Annotated in this window: 23 protein-coding genes and 1 pseudogene; 10 read left to right on the forward strand and 14 right to left on the reverse strand. The window is 63.6% G+C overall.

Annotation, left to right across the window (positions count from 1 at the left end; translation table 11 throughout):
- The first annotated feature begins 70 nt into the window (after window positions 1–70).
- A complete protein-coding gene (locus tag ABOC32_RS15500) occupies window positions 71–2,479 on the forward strand; it encodes a TonB-dependent siderophore receptor (RefSeq protein ID WP_426807827.1) in 2,409 nt (802 codons plus the stop codon).
- Between the two features lie 604 nt (window positions 2,480–3,083).
- Here ABOC32_RS15500 and ABOC32_RS15505 read toward each other — a convergent pair.
- Window positions 3,084–3,749, reverse strand: a complete 666-nt coding sequence (locus ABOC32_RS15505) for a tellurite resistance TerB family protein (protein ID WP_426807828.1) — start codon at window positions 3,747–3,749, stop codon at window positions 3,084–3,086.
- A 147-nt stretch (window positions 3,750–3,896) separates the two neighbouring features.
- On the opposite strand from ABOC32_RS15505, the pseudogene ABOC32_RS15510 reads away from it, so the two are divergent.
- The 5 genes and pseudogenes from ABOC32_RS15510 to ABOC32_RS15530 all read left to right on the forward strand — a co-directional run.
- Window positions 3,897–4,976, forward strand: a pseudogene (locus ABOC32_RS15510) (mechanosensitive ion channel family protein); the annotation flags it as partial.
- Window positions 4,977–5,174: 198 nt separating this feature from the next.
- Window positions 5,175–6,161 (forward strand): DUF1852 domain-containing protein, encoded by a 987-nt coding sequence (locus tag ABOC32_RS15515; protein ID WP_426807829.1) that lies wholly within the window; start codon window positions 5,175–5,177, stop codon window positions 6,159–6,161.
- A gap of 27 nt (window positions 6,162–6,188) precedes the next feature.
- Complete coding sequence (locus tag ABOC32_RS15520) at window positions 6,189–7,220, forward strand: methionine synthase (RefSeq protein WP_426807830.1); 1,032 nt, start codon at window positions 6,189–6,191, stop codon at window positions 7,218–7,220.
- Window positions 7,221–7,245: 25 nt separating this feature from the next.
- Window positions 7,246–7,755, forward strand: coding sequence for a flavin reductase family protein (locus ABOC32_RS15525; RefSeq protein WP_426807831.1), 510 nt, complete (start codon window positions 7,246–7,248; stop codon window positions 7,753–7,755).
- A 16-nt stretch (window positions 7,756–7,771) separates the two neighbouring features.
- Entirely contained in the window at window positions 7,772–8,716 is a 945-nt protein-coding gene (locus tag ABOC32_RS15530) for a LysR substrate-binding domain-containing protein (protein WP_426807832.1), read from the forward strand.
- Window positions 8,717–8,723: 7 nt separating this feature from the next.
- Here the strand turns inward: ABOC32_RS15530 and ABOC32_RS15535 are convergent, their stop codons facing one another.
- A complete protein-coding gene (locus ABOC32_RS15535; RefSeq protein WP_426807833.1) occupies window positions 8,724–9,731 on the reverse strand; it encodes a zinc-binding alcohol dehydrogenase family protein in 1,008 nt (335 codons plus the stop codon).
- Between the two features lie 220 nt (window positions 9,732–9,951).
- On the opposite strand from ABOC32_RS15535, the gene ABOC32_RS15540 reads away from it, so the two are divergent.
- Both ABOC32_RS15540 and ABOC32_RS15545 read left to right on the forward strand, forming a co-directional pair.
- On the forward strand, window positions 9,952–10,233 hold the full coding sequence (locus ABOC32_RS15540; RefSeq protein ID WP_426807834.1) for a helix-turn-helix domain-containing protein: 282 nt from the start codon (window positions 9,952–9,954) through the stop codon (window positions 10,231–10,233).
- A 142-nt stretch (window positions 10,234–10,375) separates the two neighbouring features.
- Complete coding sequence (locus tag ABOC32_RS15545; RefSeq protein ID WP_426807835.1) at window positions 10,376–11,215, forward strand: Ku protein; 840 nt, start codon at window positions 10,376–10,378, stop codon at window positions 11,213–11,215.
- A 21-nt stretch (window positions 11,216–11,236) separates the two neighbouring features.
- On the opposite strand, the gene ABOC32_RS15550 is transcribed toward ABOC32_RS15545, so the two are convergent.
- From ABOC32_RS15550 to ABOC32_RS15590, 9 genes are all read right to left on the reverse strand, one after another.
- Window positions 11,237–11,896: a glycosyltransferase gene (locus ABOC32_RS15550; protein ID WP_426807836.1), complete on the reverse strand. Its 660-nt coding sequence runs from the start codon at window positions 11,894–11,896 to the stop codon at window positions 11,237–11,239.
- Window positions 11,893–12,492 (reverse strand): class I SAM-dependent methyltransferase, encoded by a 600-nt coding sequence (locus ABOC32_RS15555; protein WP_426807837.1) that lies wholly within the window; start codon window positions 12,490–12,492, stop codon window positions 11,893–11,895. Before ABOC32_RS15555 ends, ABOC32_RS15550 begins: the two co-directional genes overlap by 4 nt.
- A gap of 10 nt (window positions 12,493–12,502) precedes the next feature.
- Window positions 12,503–13,258 carry a PIG-L deacetylase family protein gene (locus ABOC32_RS15560; protein ID WP_426807838.1) on the reverse strand — a complete coding sequence of 252 codons (756 nt, stop codon included), beginning with the start codon at window positions 13,256–13,258 and terminating at the stop codon, window positions 12,503–12,505.
- Window positions 13,255–14,277 (reverse strand): acyl-CoA dehydrogenase, encoded by a 1,023-nt coding sequence (locus tag ABOC32_RS15565; RefSeq protein WP_426811610.1) that lies wholly within the window; start codon window positions 14,275–14,277, stop codon window positions 13,255–13,257. The genes ABOC32_RS15560 and ABOC32_RS15565 overlap by 4 nt, the downstream gene beginning before the upstream one ends.
- Window positions 14,277–16,745, reverse strand: coding sequence for a DNA ligase D (gene ligD, locus ABOC32_RS15570; RefSeq protein ID WP_426807839.1), 2,469 nt, complete (start codon window positions 16,743–16,745; stop codon window positions 14,277–14,279). Before ligD ends, ABOC32_RS15565 begins: the two co-directional genes overlap by 1 nt.
- 110 nt (window positions 16,746–16,855) lie before the next feature.
- Window positions 16,856–17,320 carry a DoxX family protein gene (locus tag ABOC32_RS15575; RefSeq protein WP_426807840.1) on the reverse strand — a complete coding sequence of 155 codons (465 nt, stop codon included), beginning with the start codon at window positions 17,318–17,320 and terminating at the stop codon, window positions 16,856–16,858.
- 10 nt (window positions 17,321–17,330) lie between these two features.
- Window positions 17,331–18,086 carry a DNA-binding domain-containing protein gene (locus ABOC32_RS15580; RefSeq protein WP_426807841.1) on the reverse strand — a complete coding sequence of 252 codons (756 nt, stop codon included), beginning with the start codon at window positions 18,084–18,086 and terminating at the stop codon, window positions 17,331–17,333.
- Complete coding sequence (locus ABOC32_RS15585; protein ID WP_426807842.1) at window positions 18,083–18,916, reverse strand: DUF692 domain-containing protein; 834 nt, start codon at window positions 18,914–18,916, stop codon at window positions 18,083–18,085. Before ABOC32_RS15585 ends, ABOC32_RS15580 begins: the two co-directional genes overlap by 4 nt.
- Window positions 18,917–18,932: 16 nt before the next feature.
- On the reverse strand, window positions 18,933–19,220 hold the full coding sequence (locus ABOC32_RS15590; RefSeq protein ID WP_086977301.1) for a BufA1 family periplasmic bufferin-type metallophore: 288 nt from the start codon (window positions 19,218–19,220) through the stop codon (window positions 18,933–18,935).
- A gap of 184 nt (window positions 19,221–19,404) precedes the next feature.
- Here ABOC32_RS15590 and ABOC32_RS15595 point away from each other — a divergent pair, with 184 nt between their 5' ends.
- Together ABOC32_RS15595 and ABOC32_RS15600 are read left to right on the forward strand one after the other, a co-directional pair.
- Window positions 19,405–19,992: a sigma-70 family RNA polymerase sigma factor gene (locus ABOC32_RS15595; RefSeq protein ID WP_426807843.1), complete on the forward strand. Its 588-nt coding sequence runs from the start codon at window positions 19,405–19,407 to the stop codon at window positions 19,990–19,992.
- Window positions 19,979–20,620: a DUF1109 domain-containing protein gene (locus tag ABOC32_RS15600; RefSeq protein ID WP_426807844.1), complete on the forward strand. Its 642-nt coding sequence runs from the start codon at window positions 19,979–19,981 to the stop codon at window positions 20,618–20,620. The genes ABOC32_RS15595 and ABOC32_RS15600 overlap by 14 nt, the downstream gene beginning before the upstream one ends.
- Window positions 20,621–20,643: 23 nt before the next feature.
- Here ABOC32_RS15600 and ABOC32_RS15605 read toward each other — a convergent pair whose 3' ends face one another.
- The 3 genes from ABOC32_RS15605 to ABOC32_RS15615 form a co-directional block, all read right to left on the reverse strand.
- Window positions 20,644–21,663: an AraC family transcriptional regulator gene (locus ABOC32_RS15605; RefSeq protein ID WP_234225269.1), complete on the reverse strand. Its 1,020-nt coding sequence runs from the start codon at window positions 21,661–21,663 to the stop codon at window positions 20,644–20,646.
- Window positions 21,660–22,589 carry a GGDEF domain-containing protein gene (locus tag ABOC32_RS15610; protein WP_426807845.1) on the reverse strand — a complete coding sequence of 310 codons (930 nt, stop codon included), beginning with the start codon at window positions 22,587–22,589 and terminating at the stop codon, window positions 21,660–21,662. Before ABOC32_RS15610 ends, ABOC32_RS15605 begins: the two co-directional genes overlap by 4 nt.
- A 91-nt stretch (window positions 22,590–22,680) precedes the next feature.
- Window positions 22,681–24,081 (reverse strand): metallophosphoesterase, encoded by a 1,401-nt coding sequence (locus ABOC32_RS15615; protein WP_426807846.1) that lies wholly within the window; start codon window positions 24,079–24,081, stop codon window positions 22,681–22,683.
- Between the last annotated feature and the right edge of the window lie 297 nt (window positions 24,082–24,378).

A 24,378-nucleotide genomic window follows, 5' to 3' on the forward strand; every position in this document is an offset into this window, starting at 1 on the left:
CTTCGATGAGCCGTTTTGATTTCTGGCGAGACTCATAGGCCATACATCAAAAAACATCGGGGAACTTCACATGCATCACCGCAGTATTTCGTCGTGCTACGCAACCCCGCTCGCCAGCACCCTGGGTTGCGCTGCAGCGGTTCTGATTGCCACTTCATCGCCCGTGTGGGCAGCCGCCGATAGCAGCGTGCAACACTACGAAATCCCCGCGGCGCCCCTGGGCACTGCGCTTACTCAACTGGGCCAGCAAGCCCATTTGTTGTTGTCGTTTCCCAATGACTTGATTGCCGGGCAAAACAGCCCTGGCCTGAGTGGTGATTACACGGTCGACGGTGCGTTACAGGCACTGCTTGCGGGTAGCCAACTCATTGCGGTGCGCCAGCCGGATGGGCGATACACCCTCCAGCGAGCGCCGGCCTCTACCGCGCTGGAGCTTCAAAGCATTTCGATTTCGGGCAAAGCGCCCGGGTCTACTACAGAAGGTACCGGGCTCTACACCACCTACTCATCCAGCAGTTCGACCCGCCTGAACCTGACCCCCAAGGAAACCCCGCAGTCGCTGACCGTCATGACCCGTCAGCGCCTGGATGACCAGCGCCTGACCAACCTCAGCGATACCCTCGATGCCACACCCGGCATCATCGTGTTGCGCGACGGGCTGGGTGCTGAATCCGATGGTTACTTCTCCCGCGGCTTCGAGGTTCAGAACTTTGAAATCGATGGTGTGCCCACCGTCAAACGCATGGACAACTACACCCAGAGCATGGCCATGTATGACCGGGTGGAGGTGGTGCGCGGTGCTACCGGCCTGATCAGCGGCCTGGGCAGCCCTTCAGCGACGATCAACCTGATCCGCAAGCGTCCGACCTTCGAGTCTCAGGCCAGCGTTTGGGCTGAAGCCGGTAATTGGGACCGCTACGGAACCGGCTTTGATGTATCTGGCCCGCTGACTGAAACCGGCAACGTACGCGGTCGGCTGGTCGCCGACTTCAAGACCGAGCGATCATGGGTCGACCGCTACAAGCAGGACTCGCAGCTGATCTACGGCATTACCGAGTTCGACCTGACTGAAGACACCTTGCTGACCATGGGCTTCAGTTACCAACGCACAGACGTTGACTCGCCCATGCGCTCCGGCCTGCCGACCCGCTTCACCGACGGTTCTCGCACCAACCTCAAACGCTCGCTCAACTCGGCTCAGACGTGGTCTTACAACGACCATGAACAAACCAGCTTTTTCACTTCGATCGAACAGCAGTTCGCTAATGGCTGGAGCGGGAAGGTCGAGCTGACCCACTCCGAAAACAAGTTTGATGAAGTCTTCAACTACGTCAACGGCAGCCTCAACCCGGACGGAAGCGGCACCACACAGTTGCCAGTGCGCTTCTCCGGCATCCCGCGCCAGAACAACATCGATGCCTACCTGACCGGCCCGTTCGGGCTGTTGGGCCGCGAGCACGAATTGATCGCCGGCGTGACCTTGTCCAACGCCTACGAGAACGTGCCAAGCTACGGCGGCTGGAAATACGACTATTCCGGCTCCCCGGCTGGCGCGATCGACAACCTGCTGAACTGGAACGGCGGCTCGGTCAAACCGGAATTCGACGTCACGGGCAAATCCACTGCCGACGAAACCCAATACGCCGCCTATCTCGCCACGCGCCTGCACGCCACCGACGATCTCAGCATCTTGCTGGGTAGCCGCGTGATCGACTGGCATCGGGAGATCGAAGATAAACCCTACAACGCAGAAAAAACCAAGACCAAGGAATCGGAAACCGGGGTCTATATTCCGTACGCCGGCGTGGTGTATGACGTCAACGACACGTGGTCGCTGTATGCCAGCTACACGAAAATCTTCAACCCTCAGTCGTCCTGGGTTCGCGATATCAACAACAAACCCCTGGATCCGATGGAGGGCACCGGTTATGAAGTCGGCGTCAAAGGCAGCCACTTCGACGGCAAGCTGAACTCCAGCGTCGCGCTGTTCAAGATCGAGCAGGACAACCTGGCCATCTGGATCGATACCCCAGGCGGCAACACGTACAAGTCAGAACAGGGCACCACCACCAAGGGCGTTGAGTTCACCCTGGACGGAGAACTGGCCGAAGGCTGGCAGGCATCCGCAGGTTATGCCTATGCGGTCAGCACCGACGCGGACGACCAGCGTATCGTTACCACGCTGCCTCGCCACAGTCTCAAGACGTTCACCAGCTACCGCCTGCCGGGCATTCTGGATAAGGTCACCCTTGGCGGCGGTGTCAACTGGCAGAGCAAAACCGGTGCCGACCTGCACACCTTCACTCAGGGTAGCTACGCCGTCACCAACCTCCTGGCGCGCTACGACTTCAATCAACATCTGAGTGCGTCGGTCAACCTGAACAACGTGTTCGACCGTGAGTACCTCAGCTATGCGGGCGATCACGGTATGTACGGTGCTCCAAGAAACATCATGACGGGGATCAAATACACCTTCTGACGTACGTGGGCTCCATGCTGCGGCCGCCACTGTTGGGGCGGGTTCACCCGCGAAGAATCCTGTGCGGTGGATGGCACCGGCTCCGCCGGTGTTCGCGGCTAAAGCCGCTCCCACAGGTACTGCATGAGCCTGAAGCCTGCGCGGTCCCTGTGGGAGCGGGTTCACCCGCGAAGAATCCTGCGCGGTGGATGGCACCGGCTTCGCCGGTGTTCGCGGCTAAAGCCGCTCCCACAGGTACTGCATGAGCCTGAAGCCTGCGCGGTCCCTGTGGGAGCGGGTTCACCCGCGAAGAATCCTGCGCGGTGGATGGCACCGGCTCCGCCGGTGTTCGCGGGCACGCCCGCTCCCACAGTGATCGCGCAATCTTTCAGGTTTTGAGCAAGACAGTTGCTCCCACAGGTAAAGCATTAGCCTGAAGCCTGCGCAGTCCCTGTGGGAGCGGGCATGCCCGCGAAGAACCCAGCGCGCTCCTGAGATAAGACTGGCAGCTCTGGGTCGGTAGCAGTCAGTGGCTGCAATAGGCTGGATGGCGAAGCGTATTGTTAATGTGCCGGGGGCAGGAACTCGCTCTTGAAGAATTTGCCCCCGGCAGCGTTCAGTACCTTCAGGCCTGTGCCTTGGCCTGCTGTTCCAGATGCACCTGCAACTCAGGGTCGATTTGCAGTGCGCTGGCCAACTCGTCAAGGTAGGCCCGCTCGGCGTCCTGCTGGTCATCCACCAGCATCACGCTGGCCAGGTACATTTCCGCGGCCATGGCCGGGTCCCGGGCCGACTGGGCCACTTCGGCAACATCGAGTGGCTTGCCGACTTCTTCATCCAGCCATTGCTGCAACTGTGGGTCGCTGGTTTGACGTTTGATTTCAGCGTAAATCAGTTGCTCTTCCTGCTGGTCGATGCGGCCGTCTGCCTTGGCTGCCGCAATCAGCGCGCGCAAGATGGCATGGCTGTGGTCCTCGGCCTCGGGGCCGGACAATTGATCGACCGTACGCACCGCCTGTTGCGGGGCTGTCGCCTGGCTGCGCTGCCAGCTTTGATAGGCCTGGAACGCCATCATGCCCAACGACGCCAGGGCCGCGAAATTGGTGCCGCCTGCGGAACGCCCCTGGGGCAAGCCGCCCGTGCTGCTGCCGGCACGGCCACCCAGCAGACCACCCAGCAAGCCGCCCAAACCGCCCAGGCCGTCTTGCCATGACATGCCGCCGCTGCCTTGACGCGCTTGCGAGCCTTGCCCGGCCCGCAGCAACTGTTCGAGTAGATCACTGGTGTTCATGGCGCCGCCCTCGCTCGGTAGTCGTTGCCCAGACAAGCAACGATAGCCCTCTCAAGGCTATTCGCCATGACCGTCCGGCCCCTGGGCCCGGCCAGTGGAGGCTGTGCTATCACTACAGCAATGCTGATGCGTGAACGCGCGCGGCAAATCAAGGTTGGCCAGCTGCCACTGTTCGACATGCAGTACGTGTACTACCTGATCGACCGCCTGCTGCGCCTGATGTATTGGGTGATCGTGTTGTTGCTCAGCTACCAGTGGCTGAGCTTTGTGCTGTCGCAGTTCCCTTACACCCGGCCGTGGGGCGAAAGCCTCAACGTGCACCTGCTCGACCTGCTGCGCTACCTGCTCGACGGCATCTTGCACGCTATCCCCGGCATTGCCGTGGCCATCATGATCTTCTTCATCGCCCGTGGCATCAGTGGTTTCAGCCGGCGCATGCTGGAGCGCATGGCCCGCCCAGGCACATTGAAGTGGCTGACCGAAGAAACCCTGCAGCCCACGACACGGCTCACTTCGCTGGCGATCTGGCTGTTTGCCCTGGTCATGGCTTACCCGTACCTGCCCGGTTCGGGTACCGATGCCTTCAAAGGGCTTTCGGTGCTACTGGGCCTGATGATTTCGCTGGGGGCCACTAGCGTGGTGGGGCAAGCGGCGGCGGGGCTGATCCTGACCTATTCGCGCACGCTGAAGGCTGGCGAATACGTGCGCGTAGGCGACAACGAAGGCACGGTGACCGAAGTCGGCATTTTCAACACCACCATCCGCACCGGCCTTGGCGAGGTGCTGACCCTGCCCAACTCAATGATCACTGGCTCTGTCACGCGCAACTATTCGCGGGTGGTGCAAGGGCAGGGCTACATTGTCGATACCGTGGTCACCATCGGCTACGACACGCCCTGGCGCCAGGTTGAGGCGATGCTGGTGGAAGCGGCCCAGCGCACCGATGGCATCCTGGAAAACCCCCGGCCGCAGGTGTTCCAGACCGGGCTTTCGGACTTCTACCCCGAATACCGCCTGGTGGCCCAGGCAGTACCCAGCGCGCCAAGGCCGCGTGCGGAGTTGCTGAGCCTGTTGCACGCCAACATCCAGGACGTGTTCAACGAATATGGGGTGCAGATCATGTCGCCGCATTACCTGGGGGACCCGGTGCAGGAGAAGTGGGTGCCGCGGGACAAGTGGTTGGCCGCGCCGGCGCGGGAGCCCGGCGGCGATGGCACCGATGCCTGAGCGCCGCTTGAAGCGCGGCGGTCATCGAGTCGTGGTACTGGCACAGATTAGCCCGGCGAATCTTCCGCATTATTTTCCGCGCGCGTCATGAGCATGGCTAAAGGTTCTGTGAAATCAATTCAGTTCCCTCGCTCATCCCCTCAACCTAAAATACGGGCCAATTATAGAGAATATGGATATTTGAGTGGGCTTCCGGTCATGACGAATAAAGACTTCAAGTTTTCCATCAAGAGCATTCGTTTCGACGAGCATTATCACCCCTCCGAAAACACGCGCATCACCACCAACTTCGCCAACCTGGCGAGGGGCGCGAGCCGGCAGCAGAACTTGCGCAGCACCCTGGGAATGATAAATAACCGCTTCAACGCCCTGGCGCATTGGGATAACCCAAAAGGGGACCGGTACGCCGTCGAGCTTGACATCATCTCTGTCGAGATGAGTATCGATGCTGAAGGCGGTGATCAAGCGCTGCCGCTGATTGAAATACTGAAAACGAACATTATCGACCGACAGACCGGCGAGCGCATCGCGGGCATGGTGGGGAATAACTTTTCTTCCTACGTGCGCGATTACGATTTCAGCGTACTGCTGCTGGGGCACAATGCCAACCAGCCTGTGTTCAGCACGCCAGAGCATTTCGGAGAGCTGCACGGGAAGCTGTTCAAGCGCTTCGTGAACTCAAGCACGTACAAGGAACACTTCGACAAGCCACCGGTTATTTGCCTGAGCGTTTCCAGCAGCAAGACCTACCATCGAACCGATAATCAGCACCCTGTATTGGGTTTTGAGTATCAACAGGATGAGTATTCCCTGACGGATACTTATTTCGAGAAGATGGGCTTGAAGGTGCGTTACTTCATGCCGCCCAACAGTGTTGCGCCGTTGGCCTTCTATTTTTCCGGCGATTTGCTCAGCGATTACACCAACCTTGAGCTGATCAGCACCATCAGCACCATGGACACGTTCCAGAAAATCTATCGCCCGGAGATCTACAATGCGAACTCTGCCGCAGGGAAGTGCTATCAGCCCAGCTTGCAGCATCAGGATTACTCACTGACCCGTATTGTTTATGACCGTGAGGAGCGTAACCGGCTGGCCATCGAGCAGGGGCAGTTTGTCGAGGAGCACTTTATAAAACCGCACCACGCGATGCTTGAGCAGTGGTCCGCCAACTACGCCTGCTGATTAACTGAATATATAAGGTCTTCCCTCGTGAAAAAGCTGTTACCCACTTCGACTGCCGGCAGTTTGCCTAAACCCTCCTGGCTCGCAGAACCCGAGACGCTCTGGTCACCCTGGAAACTGCAGGATGAGGCGTTGATCGAAGGCAAACAGGATGCCCTGCGCTTGTCATTGCAGGAGCAGCAGAACGCAGGCATTGATATCGTCAGTGATGGTGAGCAAACGCGCCAACATTTCGTGACGACCTTCATCGAGCACCTGAGTGGCGTTGATTTCGAGAACCGCGAAACTGTCAGGATCCGTGATCGCTATGATGCAAGCGTACCGACGGTGGTGGGCGCTGTTGCCCGGAAAAACCCGGTGTTTGTCGAAGATGCCAGGTTCTTGCGTGAGCAGACCAGTCAACCCATCAAATGGGCACTGCCAGGCCCCATGACCATGATCGATACGCTGTATGACAGCCACTACAAAAGCCGCGAAAAACTGGCTTGGGAATTTGCCAAAATCCTCAACCAGGAAGCCCGGGAGCTGGAGGCTGCCGGTGTTGACATCATTCAGTTCGATGAGCCCGCCTTCAATGTCTTCTTTGACGAGGTGAATGACTGGGGTGTTGCCACCCTGGAAAGGGCCATCGAAGGCCTGAAGTGTGAAACGGCCGTACACATCTGCTACGGCTACGGCATCAAAGCCAACACCGACTGGAAAAAGACCCTGGGCTCAGAGTGGCGGCAATATGAAGAAGCCTTCCCCAAGCTGCAGAAGTCCAGCATCGATATCATCTCGCTGGAATGCCACAACTCCCATGTACCCATGGACCTGCTTGAGCTGATCCGAGGCAAGAAGGTGATGGTCGGCGCAATTGACGTGGCCAGCCACGCCATTGAAACACCCGAGGAAGTGGCCAATACCCTACGTAAGGCACTGCAATTTGTAGAGGCAGACAAGCTCTATCCTTGCACCAACTGTGGCATGGCGCCTTTGCCGCGTCGGGTCGCCAGCGGCAAGCTCAGGGCGTTGAGTGCAGGTGCAGACATCGTCCGCAGAGAACTCTCGGCCCGTTAAAGGCACCCGAACGTCAGGACTTACCATGTCGCTTTCCAGTACTGCCATCGAGCCCTTGAGCTTTCGCGAAGCGCTCGGGCACTACGCCTCGGGCATCACGGTGATCACATCGCTTATCGACGGCAACCCGATTGGCTTCACCTGCCAGTCGTTCTATAGCGTGTCGATGAACCCACCGCTGGTGTCATTCAGCGTGATGTCCAGTTCGGCCAGTTATCCCGGTATTCGTAGCGCGGGCCGATTTGCAGTCAATATCCTTTCGGGTGAACAGGTCGGCGTATCCAACCGGTTTGCCCGTAAAGGCACTGACAAGTGGCAGGGTGTCGATTGGCAGGTGTCGCCGCTGGGTAACCCGGTCATTGCCGGTAGCCTGCATTGGCTCGACTGCGAGATTTACGCCGAACACGTTGCCGGTGATCACTTGATCGTGGTGGGTGAGGTGAAAGCGTTGAACGTGCAGGACGCTGTGGCGACGCAACCCTTGCTGTATTTCAAAGGACAATATTGCAACCTTGCCGCGCCTGGCGCGCTGTGAGCGTTGCCTTCTGCTCATGATTGACTTGAGACACCTACGCACTCTCCATGCCTTGCGCGAAACGGACAGCCTGCCCGAGGCCGCCGAACGCCTGCACCTGACCCAGTCGGCGCTCTCGCACCAGTTCCGGGAGCTGGAAACCCGCGTTGGCATGCCTGTGTTTGTGCGCAAGTCCAAACCGGTACGCTTCACCACCGCCGGGCTCAAGCTGCTGCAGCTGGCCGACCAGGTGCTGCCGCTGATTCGCACAACGGAGCGCAACCTGAGCAAGCTGGCGGGTGGCACGGCCGACCGCCTGCACATCGCCATCGAGTGCCACAGTTGCTATCAATGGCTGATGCCCTCGCTGGACGAGTTTCGCTGCGCCTGGCCGGAAGTTGAACTGGACCTGGCATCGGGGTTGTCGTTCGCGCCGCTGCCGGCTTTGGAGCGGGGTGACCTCGACCTTGTGGTGACCTCCGACCCGGTGACCCTGCCGGGTATCACCTACGTGCCGTTGTTCGGATACGAGGCCATGCTGGCCATCGACAAGCATCATCCCCTGCGCGAGAAGCCGTATCTGCAACCTGACGACATTGCCAGCCAGACCCTGATCACGTACCCGATCGAGCGCAACCGCCTGGACATTTTCACCCGTTTCTTCGACCCGGCCGACATCGAACCTGCCCAGGTACGTACCGCAGAAATGACCGTCATGATGATGCAGTTGGTGGCCAGCGGCCGTGGCGTTTGCTGCCTGCCGAACTGGGCGGTGCATGAATACACCTCCCGTGGCTACGTGCTGGCCAAGCGCCTGGGCGAAGCAGGGTTGCAGGCCACCCTGTTCGCGGCGGTACGCAGCGACATGCTCGAAGTGCCTTACATGAGTGATTTCCTGCTCACGGCGAAAGACATTTCGTTTTCGACGCTTGAGGGCGTCAATGCGGTGTCTGGGCCCGCGGCGTGGCCGTCGGGCGCCTGATCGGGCGTCAGAAACCTTCCAGCACGATCTTGCCGCGTGCTTTGCCACTCTCGATCATGGCGTGGGCGCGCTTGAGGTGCTCGGCGTTGATCGTGCCGTAGTGCTCGCCCAGGGTCGTTTTGAGCGTGCCATCATCGACCAGCCGCGAAACGCGCTCAAGCAATTGGTGCTGCTTGATCATGTCTTCGGTCTTGTACAGCGAGCGCGTGAACATCAGCTCCCAGTGCAGTGAAAGGGACTTGCGCTTGAGCGGCATGACATCCAGTTGCGCCGGGTCGTCGATCAGCGCGAGCTTGCCTTGTGGGCGAAGCACTTCCACCAGTTGCGCAAGGTACGTGTCTGTGTGGGTCAGGCTGATGACGTAATCGACCGGCCCCAGCTTGAGCGCTTCCAACTGCAGTGGAATCGACTCGGAGTGGTCGATCACATGGTGGGCTCCCGCTTGCTGCACCCAGGCCTGGGTTTCGGGCCTCGAGGCGGTGCCAATGACCGTGAGTTGTGTGAGCTTGCGGGCGAGTTGAACCAGGATCGAGCCAACCCCGCCGGCAGCACCCACCACCAGAAGGCTTCGGTGCTTGCCGCCGTTTTCTTCAACGCCCAGGCGGTCGAACAGCAGCTCCCAGGCGGTAATGGAGGTGAGTGGCAAGGCGGCGGCGCTGGCGTTGTCCAGGCTGCGGGGCTTATGCCCGACAATGCGTTCGTCCACGACATGAAGCTCGCTGTAGCTGCCCGGGCGGTCAATGGCACCGGCATAGAAAACCTCATCGCCCGGTTGGAACAACGTCACCTCAGGGCCTATTTCGCGGACGACGCCGACAGCGTCCCAGCCGAGCACTTGGGGTTGCTCACCGCCACGGCTTGCACGGATCTTGGTATCGACCGGGTTGACGGCAATTGCCCGGACTTCGACAAGCAGGTCACGGGCCCCCGGTTTTGGCGTGGGCAGCTGCGCGTCATACAGCGCTTGTGGGTCGTGGATCGGTAGACCGGGCTGGGTGTAAACGACTGCCTTCATTGGCGTTGCCTCTTGGGGATGCGAAAAGTGGGTTTAGACTATTCGTTTCGATTCACTCAAAAAACAGCCCGAGTGGAGTAAGACTTTCTCGCTTGAAGTGAAAATGGTGTGAAGCGCCCGTGACCTGGACTGGTCGCTCCACACAAAAGCAATTTGGGGCTGCTGCGCAGCCCATCGCCGGCAAGCCAGGCTCCCACAGGTACGGTGCACCCCTCAAATATTGCGCTGTACCTGTGGGAGCCCGGCTTGCCGGCGATGGGCCGCAAAGCGGCTCCAAAACTGGGATTATGCCGAGACCGGACAGTCACCGGCCAGGGCCGTCGAGAGCCTGCGGCTGGAGGCTGCCCGGTTGATGATCGAGCAGAGCCTGCACAGCCTGGATGTGGTGGCCAGGGAGACCGGCTTCAGGGACCGCCGGCATATGCGGGAGGTGTTCATCCGTGGTTTTGGGGTTCCCCCTCAAGCCGTGCGAAGGGATGCTCGGCGGGTGGTCTCCAGCTGAGGGTTCGGCCGCTTGCAGTCGGGTCAATTTATCCGGTACTCCACGCCCCCGTTGCCGTCGAGCAACCAAACTAAACCTTCGTACCCGTCGTCAGTCAGTCTTAGTACGTGCTCCGTTCGCTGGTAACCCATAGGAGGTCGACATGGCGCGGGCTATCTGGAAAGGCGCAATCAGTTTCGGGCTGGTGCACATCCCGGTTTCGCTCAACGTTGCGGTGAGCTCCGAGCGGGTGGATTTTGACTGGCTCGACAAGCGCAGCATGGAGCCGGTGGGCTACAAGCGGGTGAACAAGGTCACCGGCAAGGAAATCGACAAGGACAACATCGTCAAGGGCGTGGAGTACGAGAAGGGCCGCTACGTGGTGATCAGTGAGCAGGAGATCCGCGATGCGCGCCCCGAAGCGACCCAGACCATCGATATCTTCTCGTTCGTGCAGGCTGGCGAAATTCCACTTCAGCACTTTGACACACCTTACTACCTGAGCCCTGACCGGCGCGGCGGCAAAGTCTATGCACTGCTGCGCGACACGCTGGAAAGCACCGGCAAGGTAGCCCTGGCCACCGTGGTGCTGCATACCCGTCAGCACCTGGCGCTGCTGCGGCCACTGGAAGACGCCTTGGTGCTGATCACCCTGCGCTGGCCCGAGGAGGTGCGCAGTGTTGAAACCCTGGAGCTGGACAAGAGCGTGACCGATGCCAAGGTCGACAAGCGCGAATTGGGCATGGCCAAACGCCTGGTCGAAGACATGAGTGGACCCTGGGCCCCGGACGAGTACCACGATGCGTTTCGCCAGACCATTCTCGACCTGGTGGAAGAGAAGGCCAGCAAGGGCAAGATCGAGACAGTGGCCAAAGGGGAGGGCGCCGACGAGGAGAAAAGCGCGGATATCCTCGACCTCACCGAATTGCTCAAACGCAGCCTCGGCGGCAAGGCCAAGGGCGCAACAAAACCGGCTACCAAACGACCACGCAAGGCCTCCTGAGGGTGGAGACTCGCCAGGTGCTCACACCTGGCCTTCCAGCCCACTGAGGTAGTCGCCGAACCCCTGCTTTGCCCGGCTATCACGCCGGCTGCTGGTGGCCACGCTGTGCTCAGCGGTCCAGACAATCTCCGCCCCACTGGCTTGCAGGGCCAGCACCAGTTGAACATCCTCGTGGGCCGGCAATGGCTGGAACCCGCCAACGCGTTCGTAGGCCTTGGCGCACACGCCGAGGTTGGCGCCATGAATATGCCGATGCCCCTCACGGGCCTGGTAAAGGCTGCGGTACAACCGGCGCAGGGCGATGCTTTGCCAGGGTTGCCAACGCTCGATGTGCACCGTGCCGCACACCACCTCGGCGCGCCATTGCAACTGCGAGGTCAGCCAGTGTTGCGGGACGCGGCTGTCGGCGTCGGTGCACGCCAGCCATTGGGCGCCACGGGCGATCATCCATGCCGCGCCTGCTCGCCGGGCCACGCCGACATTGCCTGCGTCCACTTCAAGGGTATGCACCCCGTGGCGTCGGGCCACCCGCGCACTGGTGTCGCTGCAACGGTCCAGCACCACCAGCACTTCTACCGCAAAGCCTGCCGCCTCAGCTCGCGCGCTTGCAGCCTTGACCGCCTTGAGGCAGTGCCCCAGGCGCCGGGCCTCGTTGTGGGCGGGAATGATGACGGCGATCATGGGCAGCGCTCATTCAGGTCGACCACGCTGGGCTGGCACGTCCAGTACTCGAGCAAAAAGTCCGCCTCTTCGTGACGCAACAGCGGATACAGCGGCAGGTGCCTTGCCAGCAGGGCATGAACCTCACGGCCATCCTGCGGGCAGCCGGCAATGGGGTGGCGCCAGTGGCAGGCGAGCAGGGCGCCATCGCCCGTGAGGCTGGCCACCGCTTGCTCGATCACTTGCAGCCAATCGGTGGGGTCGAGGTAGTAGCCGATTTCGCTGAGCACGATCAGGTCGAACTGCCCGCCTGGCCAGTCGCCCGGCAGATGCCCCTGCTCGACATGGGCGTGGTGCGCGGTGCCCAGGCGCTGGTGAGCCAGCCCCACGGCGGTCGGGTCGATGTCCTGGCACAGCAAGCTGGCGCAACGCTCGGCCAGCAGCACGCTCAGTTCGCCGTTGGCACAGGCCGGCTCGAACACGCGCTCGTAGCGCTGACGGGGCAGGCTGGCCAGCAGCAGGTCGCGCTTGCGCCGCTCGTACCAGCGGGTGCGAAACGCCCAGGGGTCATCGCTGTCGGCGTACAGGTCGGCGAAATATTGCGCGTCGAGGCTCATGGCGACTCCATCACAGGAAGACCAGTTCAAAGGGTTGCAGCAAGCACGCCTGCAAATGCGCCGGTACCACCGGCGGGCGGTCACCGTCGGGCTGCAACTGGCTGGTATGGGCAGCCAAGGCCTCGCGCTTGCGAGCCTGGCGCGTTTCGTCGACCTGCAGGCGATGCGCCCGCGACCATGGCAGGCGAGGGTCGTCCGGTGCGGCCCAGTGCCAGGCCCACACGGGCGCTTCGGCCAGCTGTGCCCCGCGCGCCTGGGCCGCTTGGGCAGCGGCGCGGCCTGCTGCTTCATGGTCGCAATGGCCGTCGCCACGCCAGGTGGTCAGCAGCAGGTCGTCGGGCTCCAGCAACTGCTCCAGGTGGCGGATCAGGAAAGCCTCATCGCGGGGCAGTGCGCCGTCCTTGAGGTTGAGCCGCCGCCAGTCCAGGCGGTTGAGGTCCAGGTCCAGTTGCTGCAAGGCATGCCGGCTTTCCAGCGGGCGCTGGTGACGCAAGCGCTGCTCGGTCCAGTGGGGGGACTGCGGGTGGCTGCCTTCGCCGTTGGTGGCGGAAATCAGCACCAGGTCCTGTTCACGCCCGCGAAAACTGGCAAGCAGCCCGCCGGCCATGAGCACCTCGTCGTCCGGGTGCGGCGCCAGCAGCACCAGGCGTCGGCCGGGTGGGCACAGCTGCTCGGGCGCAAGCCAGGTAGCGCGTGCCAGGTGCGCGGAATGTTGCCAGTCGCTCCATGGCGTGCCCGTGGCCGCATCAATCAGGTTCTCGTTCATAGCTGCCATGCTCCTGTCGGTGTGCGGGCCACTTGCTGACCCAGTTCGGCCAAGTCGCGCTCGGCGTGGCTCTGGCGCAGGTACACCGGCAGGTCGGCGCTGAGCCGGGCGAAATGGCTGCTGCGGCAGAAGGGTGTGGCCCCCAGCGCTCGGCCAACATGCTGAATGACCTGTTCGACTGCCTGCTCGATCTGGGCGCGGGTGCGGCGTACTTCAAAACTGGCGTCGTCCTTGGGATGCTGGTCGATCCACGCGGCGCACTCGCGAAGGGCGGCGCGGGCACCGTACAAGGCTGCATCGACCGCCCCCAGATGAGCATCGGCATGGGGGTCGGGCCGAGGTTTGCTGCAGTGCTCGCGCAGGTAGCCTGCCAATGCCTCGGCGGCGCCGTACCAGCAGGCAGCGATACCCGCGCCGCCCTGCCAGAAGCCAGGGCGCGACAGGTACTGGCCGGGTGCGCCGATGGCCAGCCCCGGCGAGTCGTCGAATTCAACGGTGACACTGGCGGTGCTGGCCATGCCCACGGCCTGCCATTGCTCGGTCTGGATGCGCTGGCTGCGGTGTGACAGTTCGACGGCTACCAGCTGTGGCTGGTCATTTTCCCAGGCGGTCAGCAATGCCCAATTGATTTGCAACGCGCCCGAGCACCAAGCCTTGCGGCCTTGCAGTTGAACCCGTTGGCCATGGCGCGCGACGATGTGGGCCCTGGCATCCGGCGGCTCGGCGGCCCACATGCCCCAGATACCGTCGTGAGCAGGCTGGGCGGCGCCGCACTCGGCGAGGATCGCCAAGGCATCGGTGTGGCCCTCATACAGCTTGGCCAGGCCCAGATCGCATCCGGCGACCCGCGCCAATGCCTGCCAGCGCTCGAGGGTGCGCCCGTGGCCCGGCAATGGCAGCAGGTCAAGCTGTTCGGCTCGAAGTACCTGCAACAGTTCAGGCAGCAAGGGGTCGAGGTCGATGGCCCGCTTACGGGTAGCGAAGCGTTGCAGCAGGTTATCGAGGTGGGCGAAGTCCATCATGCGATCCCCAGTTGCTTGCGCATGCGCAGGGTGATCGATTGCCGGGTCGAGCCCAGCTCGGCCCAGGGGTCGTCCAGCTGCGCAAGCCGCGCGTGCAAGTTGCCGATATTCCATTGGTTGGCACTTTTGATTTTGGGCAGTTCTTCGCGCCAGATCGGCACCGACACTGGCAGGCCTTCGCGGGCGCGCAGCGAGTAGGCGGCCACGGTGGTAGCGCCCTTGCCGTTGCGCAGGTAGTCGATGAAGATGCGCCCGACCCGGTTCTTGGGGCCGGAGACCGCGCTGAGCCGGTCCGGGAACAGGCCTGCCAGGTGTTTGACGATGGCATGGCTGAAGTCCTTTACTTCGTCCCAGCCGGCCCGACGGGTGAGCGGCACGACCAGGTGCATGCCTTTGCCGCCGCTGGTCTTGAGAAACACCTTGAGGCCCAGCTCATCAAGCAGGGTGAGGGTCAGCTGGGTGGCCTCGAGCATGGCCTTCCACGGCAGTGCCGGGTCGGGGTCCAGGTCGAGGATGAAGCGGTCAGGCCTGTCGAAGTTCTTGTCGGTGGCGTTCCAGGTGTGCAGTTCAAGCATGTTCATCTGTACTGCGCCCAACAGGCTGTCGGCGCTGTTGAGCACCATTGCCGCCTGGCCGGCCTGGGCCTTGGTGTAGCTGGTCAGATCGGGGATGTGCAACTGCCCCGCGTGCTTCTGAAAGAACAGCTCGCCGTCCAGGCCTTCCGGGGCGCGGACCAGCGCTACGGGGCGATGTTCGAGTTGTGGCAGCAGCCAGTCGGCGACTTGGGCGTAGTACTCCGCGACCTGCCGCTTGGTGGTACCACTGGTCTTGTCGATCACGCGGTCGGGGTGGGTCAGGCGGAGGTTGCCCAGGCCCTTGGGCTCAGTGTGTGCTGCGTTCTTTGCCGGCATGGCACGTTCCAGGGCAATGGCAGTGGCGGGCTTGTCGTCGCGCAGCCCGTGAAACACCGCGTGGCGCACGATGCCTGTGCGGGTCATCTGGGCGTAGGCGACTTCGGCCAGCAGCTCGGGCTTTAGCCAGTGCACGCCCCGCGCATCGGCACCGCTGGGGGGCTCAGGCAGGGGCGGCTTGGCGGTGTGCAGGGGTTTCAGGCGGGTAAGGATGCTTTCCAGCGTGGCGGCACTGAAGCCGGTGCCGACTTTGCCGGCGTAGCGCAACTGGCCGCTGTCGGTGTCGTGCAGCGCCAGCAGCAGGGCGCCGAAGCCTTGGCGGCTGCCTTTGGGCGCGGTGTAGCCGACGATCACGAACTCCTGGCGTTGCTTGCACTTGAGCTTGATCCAGTCGCTGCTGCGCCGGCCAACGTAGGGGCTGTCGGCGCGCTTGCCGATCAGGCCTTCCAGCCCTAGCCGGCAGGCGCTGTCGAGCAACGCGTCGACCGGCTGGTTGAAGTCTTCGGAAAACTTCAGGATGGCCGATGCGTTGTGCTTCAGCAGCTTGGCCAGGGTCGCCCGGCGGTCTTGTACCGGCAATTCACGCAGGTCCTTGCCGCCGAGCCACGGCAGGTCGAACAGGTAGTAGGTAATGTCATCGTCATGCTCGCTGTCGAAGGCGGCCTGCAACGCCTGGAAGTCGGCCACGCCATTGTCGTCTGCGACCACCATCTCACCGTCCAGCCAGGCCGAGTCGAGCCCCAGCGCTTTCAGCGCTTCCACCTGATGGGGCAGCTTGGCGCTCCAGTCGTGGCCATTGCGGGTGAACAGGCGCACATCGTCCCCGTCGATGCGGGCCAGCATGCGGTAACCATCGAACTTGACCTCGTACCGCCAATCACCGCCGGGGGGCGAGTCGGCCAGGGTTGCCAGCTGCGGCTGGAGCATGTCGGGTAGGGCGCCAGGGCTGGCCTTGCGCTTGCGCGTGGAGGTCGCCGCCTTGGCTGGGCGGCGGGGTACCAGTGTGCGGTCGCTCAACACGCTGTCCGGCAGGGCTTCGACAATGCTGTAGTCCGTTTCGCTGCGAGCCTCGCCATCGTGGGACTTGACCAGCATCCACTGCTCTTTCTTGCCCGCCAGGTGGGTACGAAACAGGTTCCAGACGCCCGACAGCTTTTCACCTTGCAGGCGAAAGCGCAGCTTGCCCTTGGCATAGGCCTCACGCGGGTCGCCTTCGGGCTCCCAAAGCCCTCGGTCCCACACGATCACGTCGCCGGCGCCGTAGTGGCCTTCGGGGATGTGCCCTTCGAAACTGGCGTAGTCCAGCGGGTGGTCTTCTACATGCACGGCCAGGCGGCGGACCTTGGGGTCCAGGGACGGGCCCTTGGGAATCGCCCAGCTTTTAAGGGTGCCATCCAGCTCCAGGCGAAAGTCATAGTGCAGGTGGCTGGCGTCGTGCTTCTGGATGCAGTACTGCAACCCGTGAGCCGGCCGTGGATGCGCGCGTTTGCCGGCCGGCTCGGGTGTGGCGTTGAAGTCACGCTTGCGCTGGTACTCCTGCAGGGGCTTGGCCATGGCGGGCTCCGGGACAGTTCGCGGTCTCTTGATTGGGAGAGGGCGCCTGCACCTGGAGTTCAAAAAAAGCGTGGGGCCGCAGACCGACGAACCGGCCCACTGCTAGAGGCTCATCGCAAGCCCATGGCCCGGTCCAGCGACAACGCTCCGGCGCCCCGCGCGATCAGCATTAGTAACAAGCCCGCCCACGTCAGATGGGTCGGCCAGGCATCCGGGTAGACGAAAATCTCGATCACCGTGGTCATGCCCAGCAGGGCCAGCGCCGACAGCCGGGTAAACAGGCCGAGCACCAGCAACAGGGGGAAGAGGTGTTCGGCATAGGTGGCCAGGTGGGCTGCCAGCCAGGGGGAAACCAGCGGCAGGGCATACTCGCTCTGGAACAGGTCATAGGTACTGGGTGTAATGCTGAGAAACCCCTCGACCTTGGTGCGCCCGGACAGAAAGAAGGTCGAGGCGATGGCCATGCGCGCCACCAGGCACAGCAGGGTGTCGCCGAGCAGTAGCTGTGTACGATCGGCGAGGTGGTTCCAGCGTTGGCGCAGGCTGTCGGGGCGGGTGGCGTGGAGGGTGTCCATGGCGTTTCCTTCAGGCGAATGCAAGTGGACGGAAGGCCTGGGCTGCCAGCAACCGGCCGAGCAGGTCGGTGAAGTCCAGGTCGGGTTGGCGCGCGAGTGCAACCTGTGAAGCCTGCTCCAAAGGCAAACCTTGGGCGCAGGCATCGAGAAAGGCGCAGCCGCCGACCTCTAGCGCTTGCTGGGCGACACCGTCGGCGGTGCCGCTGAACAAAGCACCTTCGGCGACCCAGGGCTGGTCATGCGGCCACGCCAGGCCTTCGCGGCTGTGCTGCCACAGGCTGAACGCCGGGTGCCGTGCGAACCAGCGCCAACGCACGCTGCTGCGTGGGGCCAGGTAACTGTTGGCCAGGTCGGTGGCCGTCATGCCGGCCAGGTCGGCAAGCGCGAGGCAAGGCTCGCGAGGGGCGCTGAACGCCTCGCACCAGGCGAAATCCAGGCGTGCGACGTCGGCCAGGTACGGCAGGCCGTGCTGGGCCTGCATCTGTTCGAGAAAGTCGGCGAAGGCCGCGCCATAGCGGATCAGCCGCGGGTCGTCGGGGGGCGTGCGTTGCGCATAGGCGGTAGCGGCGTCCTGCATCCAGGCCGGGCCGGTGAGCGCTTCGACACTGGGGAAGTTTGCGCGCAGGGCATCGACGCAACCCGCGAGCACGGTGTTGCGGTACACCGCAAAGGCAGCGTGCCCGGTCAGCGCGGCGAGTTGCGTGGCAGGGCGGTGATACAGCGCGTCGACGAAGGCGGTCTGAAACTGGCCAAGGGAAAGCGTCATGGTCGTGCTCCTGCGCTATCGAGCAGTGCCTGGGCGGTGTCGCGTTCGGCCAGCAACTCGGTGAACGCGGGCAGGTTGCCGTCACGCTCGATCAGGGTCGGGCGCGGGCCGATGCGGGTGAGCAACTGCTGGTACAGGGCCCAGACCGGCGCGGCGATGGCGGCGTCATGGGAATCGATCAGCAGGCTGGCCTGGGCGTCGTGGCTGTGGCCGGCCAGGTGGATTTCGCTGATGGCCTGGGCCGGGAATCGAGCCAGGTACGCTGCGGCGTCGAACCCGAGGTTGTGGGCACTGACGTGCACGTTGTTGACGTCCAGCAACAGGCCGCACCCCGTGCGCCGCGCCAGTTCGGCTAAAAAGTCGATTTCGTCCCAGTCATGCCCCTCCATGGGCAGGTAGTGGCTGGGGTTTTCCAGCGAAATGCTGCGCCCCAGCGCCTCCTGGGTGCGCTGCACGTTGTCGCTGATGCGGGCCAGGGCTTCGTCGCTGCGGGGAAAAGGCAGCAGGTCGGGGAGGTATTGCCCGCGCCAGCTCGACCATGCCAGGTGTTCCGATACCAGCGCCGGCTGCACCTGGTCGATCAGCGCCCGCAGGCGGCGCAGGTGCGTTTCATCTGGCGCGGTGTCCGCTGCCAGCGACAGCGCGACACCGTGCAGCGACAGCGGATGGTGTTCGGCAATGCGTTGTAGCCAGGCCATGCGTGGGCCGCCGAGCATGTAGTTTTCCGGGTGCACTTCAAACCACAGCCCGTTGGCCCGGCATGCCCAAACGTCGGCATAGTGCTCAGCCTTCAGCCCAAGGCCGGCGCCTAAACAGCAAGTCCCGTTCATGATCGGCGGCCTGCGCTCAGGACTTGAGCGGGGTCAGCGAGCCCATGCCATTGGGCGTCTTGATGGACGTGCAGGTGCCTGCGGGCACGTTCTTCCAGTGCATGCCGTCATAGTCCATCTTGGCGCTACCGGCGCAGCTGGTACCGGCGCCGGCCTTGCAGTCGTTCTTGCCAGCCATGGCGACGCCGTAGCATTTTTCCATGGCGGCGCCAGTGGTGGTTGGGTTGGTCGCGTCAGCGGCCATGGCAACACCGGCCAGCGAAGCCAGGGCGAGTGCGGCAGTGGCGAGGGCGAGGGTTTTCATGATGCGTCTCCGGGAAGTGGGGGCCGTGGTGGTTACCGGCGGCTCATGGAGTAGTTCGCAGCAAGGGTTGAACGGGTTACAGCAGCTGGAAAAATTTTTTCCGGCGGTGTGCCAGTCGCCTACCGTATGAAGGCGGCACGCGTCGAATGGAAAACTTTCACGTTGGGTGTAACCCGGGTGGCCGATGCTACGAACTACTTCTCAGCAGGCCCTAAGCGCGCGCGAGGCCCAGTTGCAGGCATTGCTGCTACAAGGGCTGGCGGGCGATGCAGCGGCCTATCGAGCATTTTTGGCAGCGCTGGCGACGCATGTGCGAGGCTTTTTGCTGCGGCGCCTGGGGCAACGCCCCGCGGATGTCGAAGACATGCTGCAAGAGGTGTTGTTGGCAGTGCACAACGCCCGCCATACCTACCAGGCGCAGCAACCGTTGACGGCCTGGGTACAGGCCATTGCCCGCTACAAGCTGGCGGATCACTACCGCAGCTACGCTCGCCACGGCGCGTTGCACGACGAACTGAGCTATGACAGCGACCTGTTCGCGCCCGGCGAGGAGGAAGTGGCCCAGGCGACACGCGACTTGGGCAAGCTCCTGGAGCAGTTGCCGGCGCGCCAGCGGCTGCCCATCGTCCATGTCAAACTGGAGGGGTTGTCGGTGGAAGAGACCGCGCGCATGACCGGTCTTTCCAGTTCGGCGGTAAAAGTGGGCATCCACCGGGGCCTGAAGGCACTGGCCAAGCTGATTGGAGGCAAGGGTGACGATGAAGACCGATGACTTGATTGCCCTGCTGGCGGCCGGGGAAGGGCCGGTGGACTGTCACGCGCTGGGCCGGCGCTTGCTGCTGGCGCTGCTGGGCGGCGGGCTGGGCGCAGTACTGCTGACGGTGGCCATTTTCGGCGTGCGTGGCGACCTGGCGCAGGTGGCGCACACCCCGCTGTTCTGGGCCAAGCTGGCCCTGCCCGGCAGCCTGGCGCTGCTGGCGCTGTGGCTGACTCAGCGGCTGGCCAGACCGGGTGTGAAGGGGGGGCTGCTGTGGGGCCTTTTGGGGCTGCCGCTGCTGCTCGTCTGGCTGGGCGCGGCGATCAGCCTGATGGGCGCGCCGGTGGACGCCCGGGCGGACCTGCTGTTCGGGCGCACCTGGCGCACCTGCCCGCTGAACATCACCTTGCTCTCGGTACCCACCTTCATTGCGGTGTTCTGGGCGATACGCGGCCTGGCACCCACCCGCCTGCGGCAGGCCGGGGCTGCGGGTGGCTTGCTTGCGGGGGCCACGGCCACTCTGGCTTATTGCCTGCATTGCCCGGAAATGGCTGTGCCGTTCTGGGGGCTGTGGTACGTACTGGGGTTGCTGGTGCCGACCGCTGTGGGGGCGGCGCTAGGGCCGCGGTTTTTGCGCTGGTGATTCCGGCACTACAGTCCTGAGCATCAGCCCCACAAGGCTTCCAGTTCACTCGGCACACGCCCCGTCCAGCGCTTGAACGAACGGCGGAAGTTGGTGCTGTCGCTGAAGCCCAGGTACTGCGCAACCGCGTCGTTGCTGTAGCCCTTGACCTGGTACAGGTACAGCGCCTGGTCGCAGCGCACCTGGTCCAGTTGCTCCTGGAAGTTGGAACCATGACGGGCCAGGCGGCGCTTGAACGAAGCGGGGCTGGTGGCGAAGGCCGCGGCCACCCGTTCCAGGTTCAGCGGCTGGCGAATCAGCCCGAGCAGGTGCTCGTAGACCAGGTCGAGAAAGCTCGCCCGCCAGCCCCAGGCCGCCAGCTGTGCATCGCAGGCCTGGCGTGCCACGTGCTGGGCGGTCGACCCGGCACCCGGCCAGGCGCGCAGCAGGTATTCCCGGGGCAGGCTCATCACCGTGGATGGGCAGTCGAAGGCCAGGGAATCGCCCAGGTGCACCCAGTACTGTTCGACGTAGGCCGGTTCGGCATGGCGGAACTGGAAACGCCAGGGCAGGTGCTCCTGTTGCTGGCGGCGCGCGAGGGCGACCACTGCGGTCATGCTGGATTCCAGCAGGAAGCGGCGCTGCTCGTCGATGGCGCAGCTTTCCCGCCAGTACAGGTGCAGGTAGTGCTCATCCAGGCGCAGCACCGGGCTGAGCAACGGCGACAGGAGGGCGCGGTACTGCTCGATGCGCTCCAGGGCTTGCAGCAGGTGATCAGCCTGCTCCAGCAGCAGGCTGGCGGCACCGTGGTGCCCGGGCCACAGGCGCTGGCCGTAGAGGAAGCTGCTGTCGTCGGCATCCAGCAGGCGCTGCGCATTGCCGATCAGGCGAAGGAACTGCTGTGGGCTGATCAGCGCCTTGCCGCTGACCACGTCGTCGTAGAACAGCCCGCAGCCGCGTAGCAGGTGATGGGTATCGATCTGTCGCGAACGCGCCAGGTCGATCAGCGCGGCGGGCAGGTGGTGGGCGGTGATGAAGCGGCTGTCGCCGTCATAGCCGTTCATGCCCGTTGCACCTGGCGGGATTGGTTATTCTTGGCTTGGGCCAAGGCGTAGTTGAGGCGTTTGAGCAGGTGGTCTTCGTCTTCGTCCAGCGCCATCACGCTGGCCACCGTGGCTGTCAGGTGCAGGCGTTCGCCATGCCGGCCGGTGTGGTGGGCGAGGTGGGCGATGCTCTGGCGCAGGGCCTCGGCCATGGCCTGGGCCTGGCGCTCGCCGGTGTTGGGCAACGCCGCGACGAAGCGGTCGCCGGCCAGGCGGCAGAGTATGTCCTGCTGGCGCAGGTTGAGCAGCAGCAGTTGGGCGACCACTTGCAGCACCAGGTCGCCTTCTTCCTGGCCATAGCGCTGGTTGATCTGGTTGAAATCGTCCAGGTCGACGACGATCAGCGACAGCGCCTGCTGTTCGCTGGCAGCCTGGGCAATGGCCTGCTGCAGGTGCTGACGCAGGTACCGGGCACCGGACAGCGGGGTGAGCTTGTCGAACAGGCGGTGTTCGCGGAACAGTTGCTCACGCTTGCGCATTTGCGCGGTGATGGCGTGCTGTTCTTGCTGCAGGTGGTACATGCCCAGGGTCAGCAGCAGCATGCCCAGCGGCATGGGCGCAGTCTCCAGCCAGTTGTCCCAGACCGCGTCGTCGCGCAGGCGGATGAATTCGTCGAGGGTGTCCATCCACATCGAGAAGGCGATGAAGCACAGGCCCAGCGAAAGCAGGCGGGTGACCCGGCCAGCAGGGCGCCCGCGCAGCAGCATGACCAGCCAGCCGCAGAGGATCAGGCAGGTGCCGCCTTCGCCGGCGACGTCCATCCAGTTGATCTCGGCCCAGGCTTTGAGCGTGCCGGCGGCCAGGTAGACGAGCAGGCCGGCGTTGGCGGCCAGTACCAGGCCGGCCAGCGTCAGGGCGTGCTGTTTGAACAGGGGGCTGAGGCGCATGGGGTGTCCTGTGAGTGGGTTGTTGCCTGTGGGCACCGTCGCCGGCACAGGCAGAGCAGCATGCAAGGCGTTTATCTCAATCCGATGACGCTCACTTGTCCCGGGCGGTGCACGGGAGCCCGTCCGGCCCCACGCTGGCCTTGCAGTACCGTTCGTTGGCCAGCGCCAGCTTGGGTTCCTGCAGGAACTTGCGCCCTCTGGCATCACGGGTGATATCGAACGCGTCGTACAGCTGGTCGTCAGCCGAATAGGTGCGCACCAGCAGGCGGTTCTGCTCGACGGCGATGGTCTGGTACAGCTGGGTGTCTTCGGCCGTGCGGTCCGGCTGGTGGCGGGCGCGGTCGTTCAGGCCGTACATCTTCGAGCCGGTCACCGAGACCATGTACACCGGGCCGATTGCCTGTTTGGCCTGCTGTGCGGCACGCGTGGCCACGCGCCCTTCGGCGTGGGTCAGGCGGCTGTAGCAGTGGTCGTGGCCTTGCAGTACCAGGTCGACCTTGTAGCGCTCCAGCAGCGGTTGCCAGGCGGCCTTGAGCGGCTCGGTATCGTCGGGGCGGGCACAGGTATAGACCGGCTGGTGCATGACCACGATGTTCCACTGGGCCTTGCTGCTTTTCAGGGTTTGCTCCAGCCAGCCGGTCTGCGCTTGCAGGGTGCCCAGGTCGAGCGCCGAGGTGCCGTCCAGCACCACGAAGCGCACATTCTGGTAATCGCTGAAATAGCTGGTGGCCGCCACGCCGGGGGCGCCGTTGCGTGGCAGGGCAAACTGCGCCGGCACATGGGGGCTGAGGCTGCGGCTTTCGCTGCCGTCGGGGTTGAGGGTGTCCAGGTACTCGTGGTTGCCGAACGCGGTGAGTTGCGGAATGGCGGCGTACGACCAGCCGCCGGCCTGGTTCCACTCACCCCATTCATCGTCGTGGGCAAGATCGTCGCGCGATGCCACCAGGTCGCCAGCGTGCACCACCAGGGCAGGGTGCGCCACGCTGCGCAGCGCCTGGCGAATGGTGCGCGAGGCGATGGCGAGGATGTCGTTCTGGGTGTCACCCAGGTAGATGAACGAGAACGGCGCGAACGTGGCCTTGGCCGTGCGGAACTGGTGCCATTCGCTCCAGCCCGCGCTGCCCTTGAGCCGGTAGACGTAGGCGGTGTCTGGTTGCAGGTGGTCCAGGCGCACCTGGTGGTAGTTGGCTGGGCCGTTGTCGCTGTCCAGGCGCTGGGTGCTGCCACCCAACGGGCTGGCCTTGGCTGCCAGCGAAGGGCCGGCGAGGGCCGGGCCGAGTTCCAGCATTGCGTCGGCCTGGGCCAGGTCGGTGCGGTAACTGATGGCCATCTGCGTGGCGGCGTTCTGGCCGGGGGTGAGCACGATACGGTCGGCCAGGGTGCCGGCGGCGTAGGGCAGGCCGGCGGAGCGCGGGATCGAAGCAGCGTCATTGGCCTGGGCATGAGCCTGTGCGGCGCAGAGCAGGGCGGCCAGTAGCAGGGAGCGGTGCATGGGGTTTCCTCGATGAGCCCGGAAGGCGTGATGGGCGCAAAGGAAACAAAGGCGGATGACGGTTCTGTTACCGGGCGGGGGGTCGATTTGGCTCAGCTGATCGTGAGGAAAAAGCGCGATTTCAAGTGGTCGGCAACGGCCCAGGGCCGCCAGGCCGGCCCCACCGCTGCGCCACAGGTTTGCAGGGCGTCGCCAGGGACGCAGCGGGCCTCAGGTCATATCAGCTCAAATTGCGCCGAAAACGGCGTGAAAGCCGCGTTTTCAAGCCGCCCGGCCCAGCGCTGTCACGCAAGTGCC

The sequence above is a fragment of the Pseudomonas sp. WOUb67 genome, from assembly GCF_050058005.1.
GTDB lineage: Bacteria > Pseudomonadota > Gammaproteobacteria > Pseudomonadales > Pseudomonadaceae > Aquipseudomonas > Aquipseudomonas putida_R.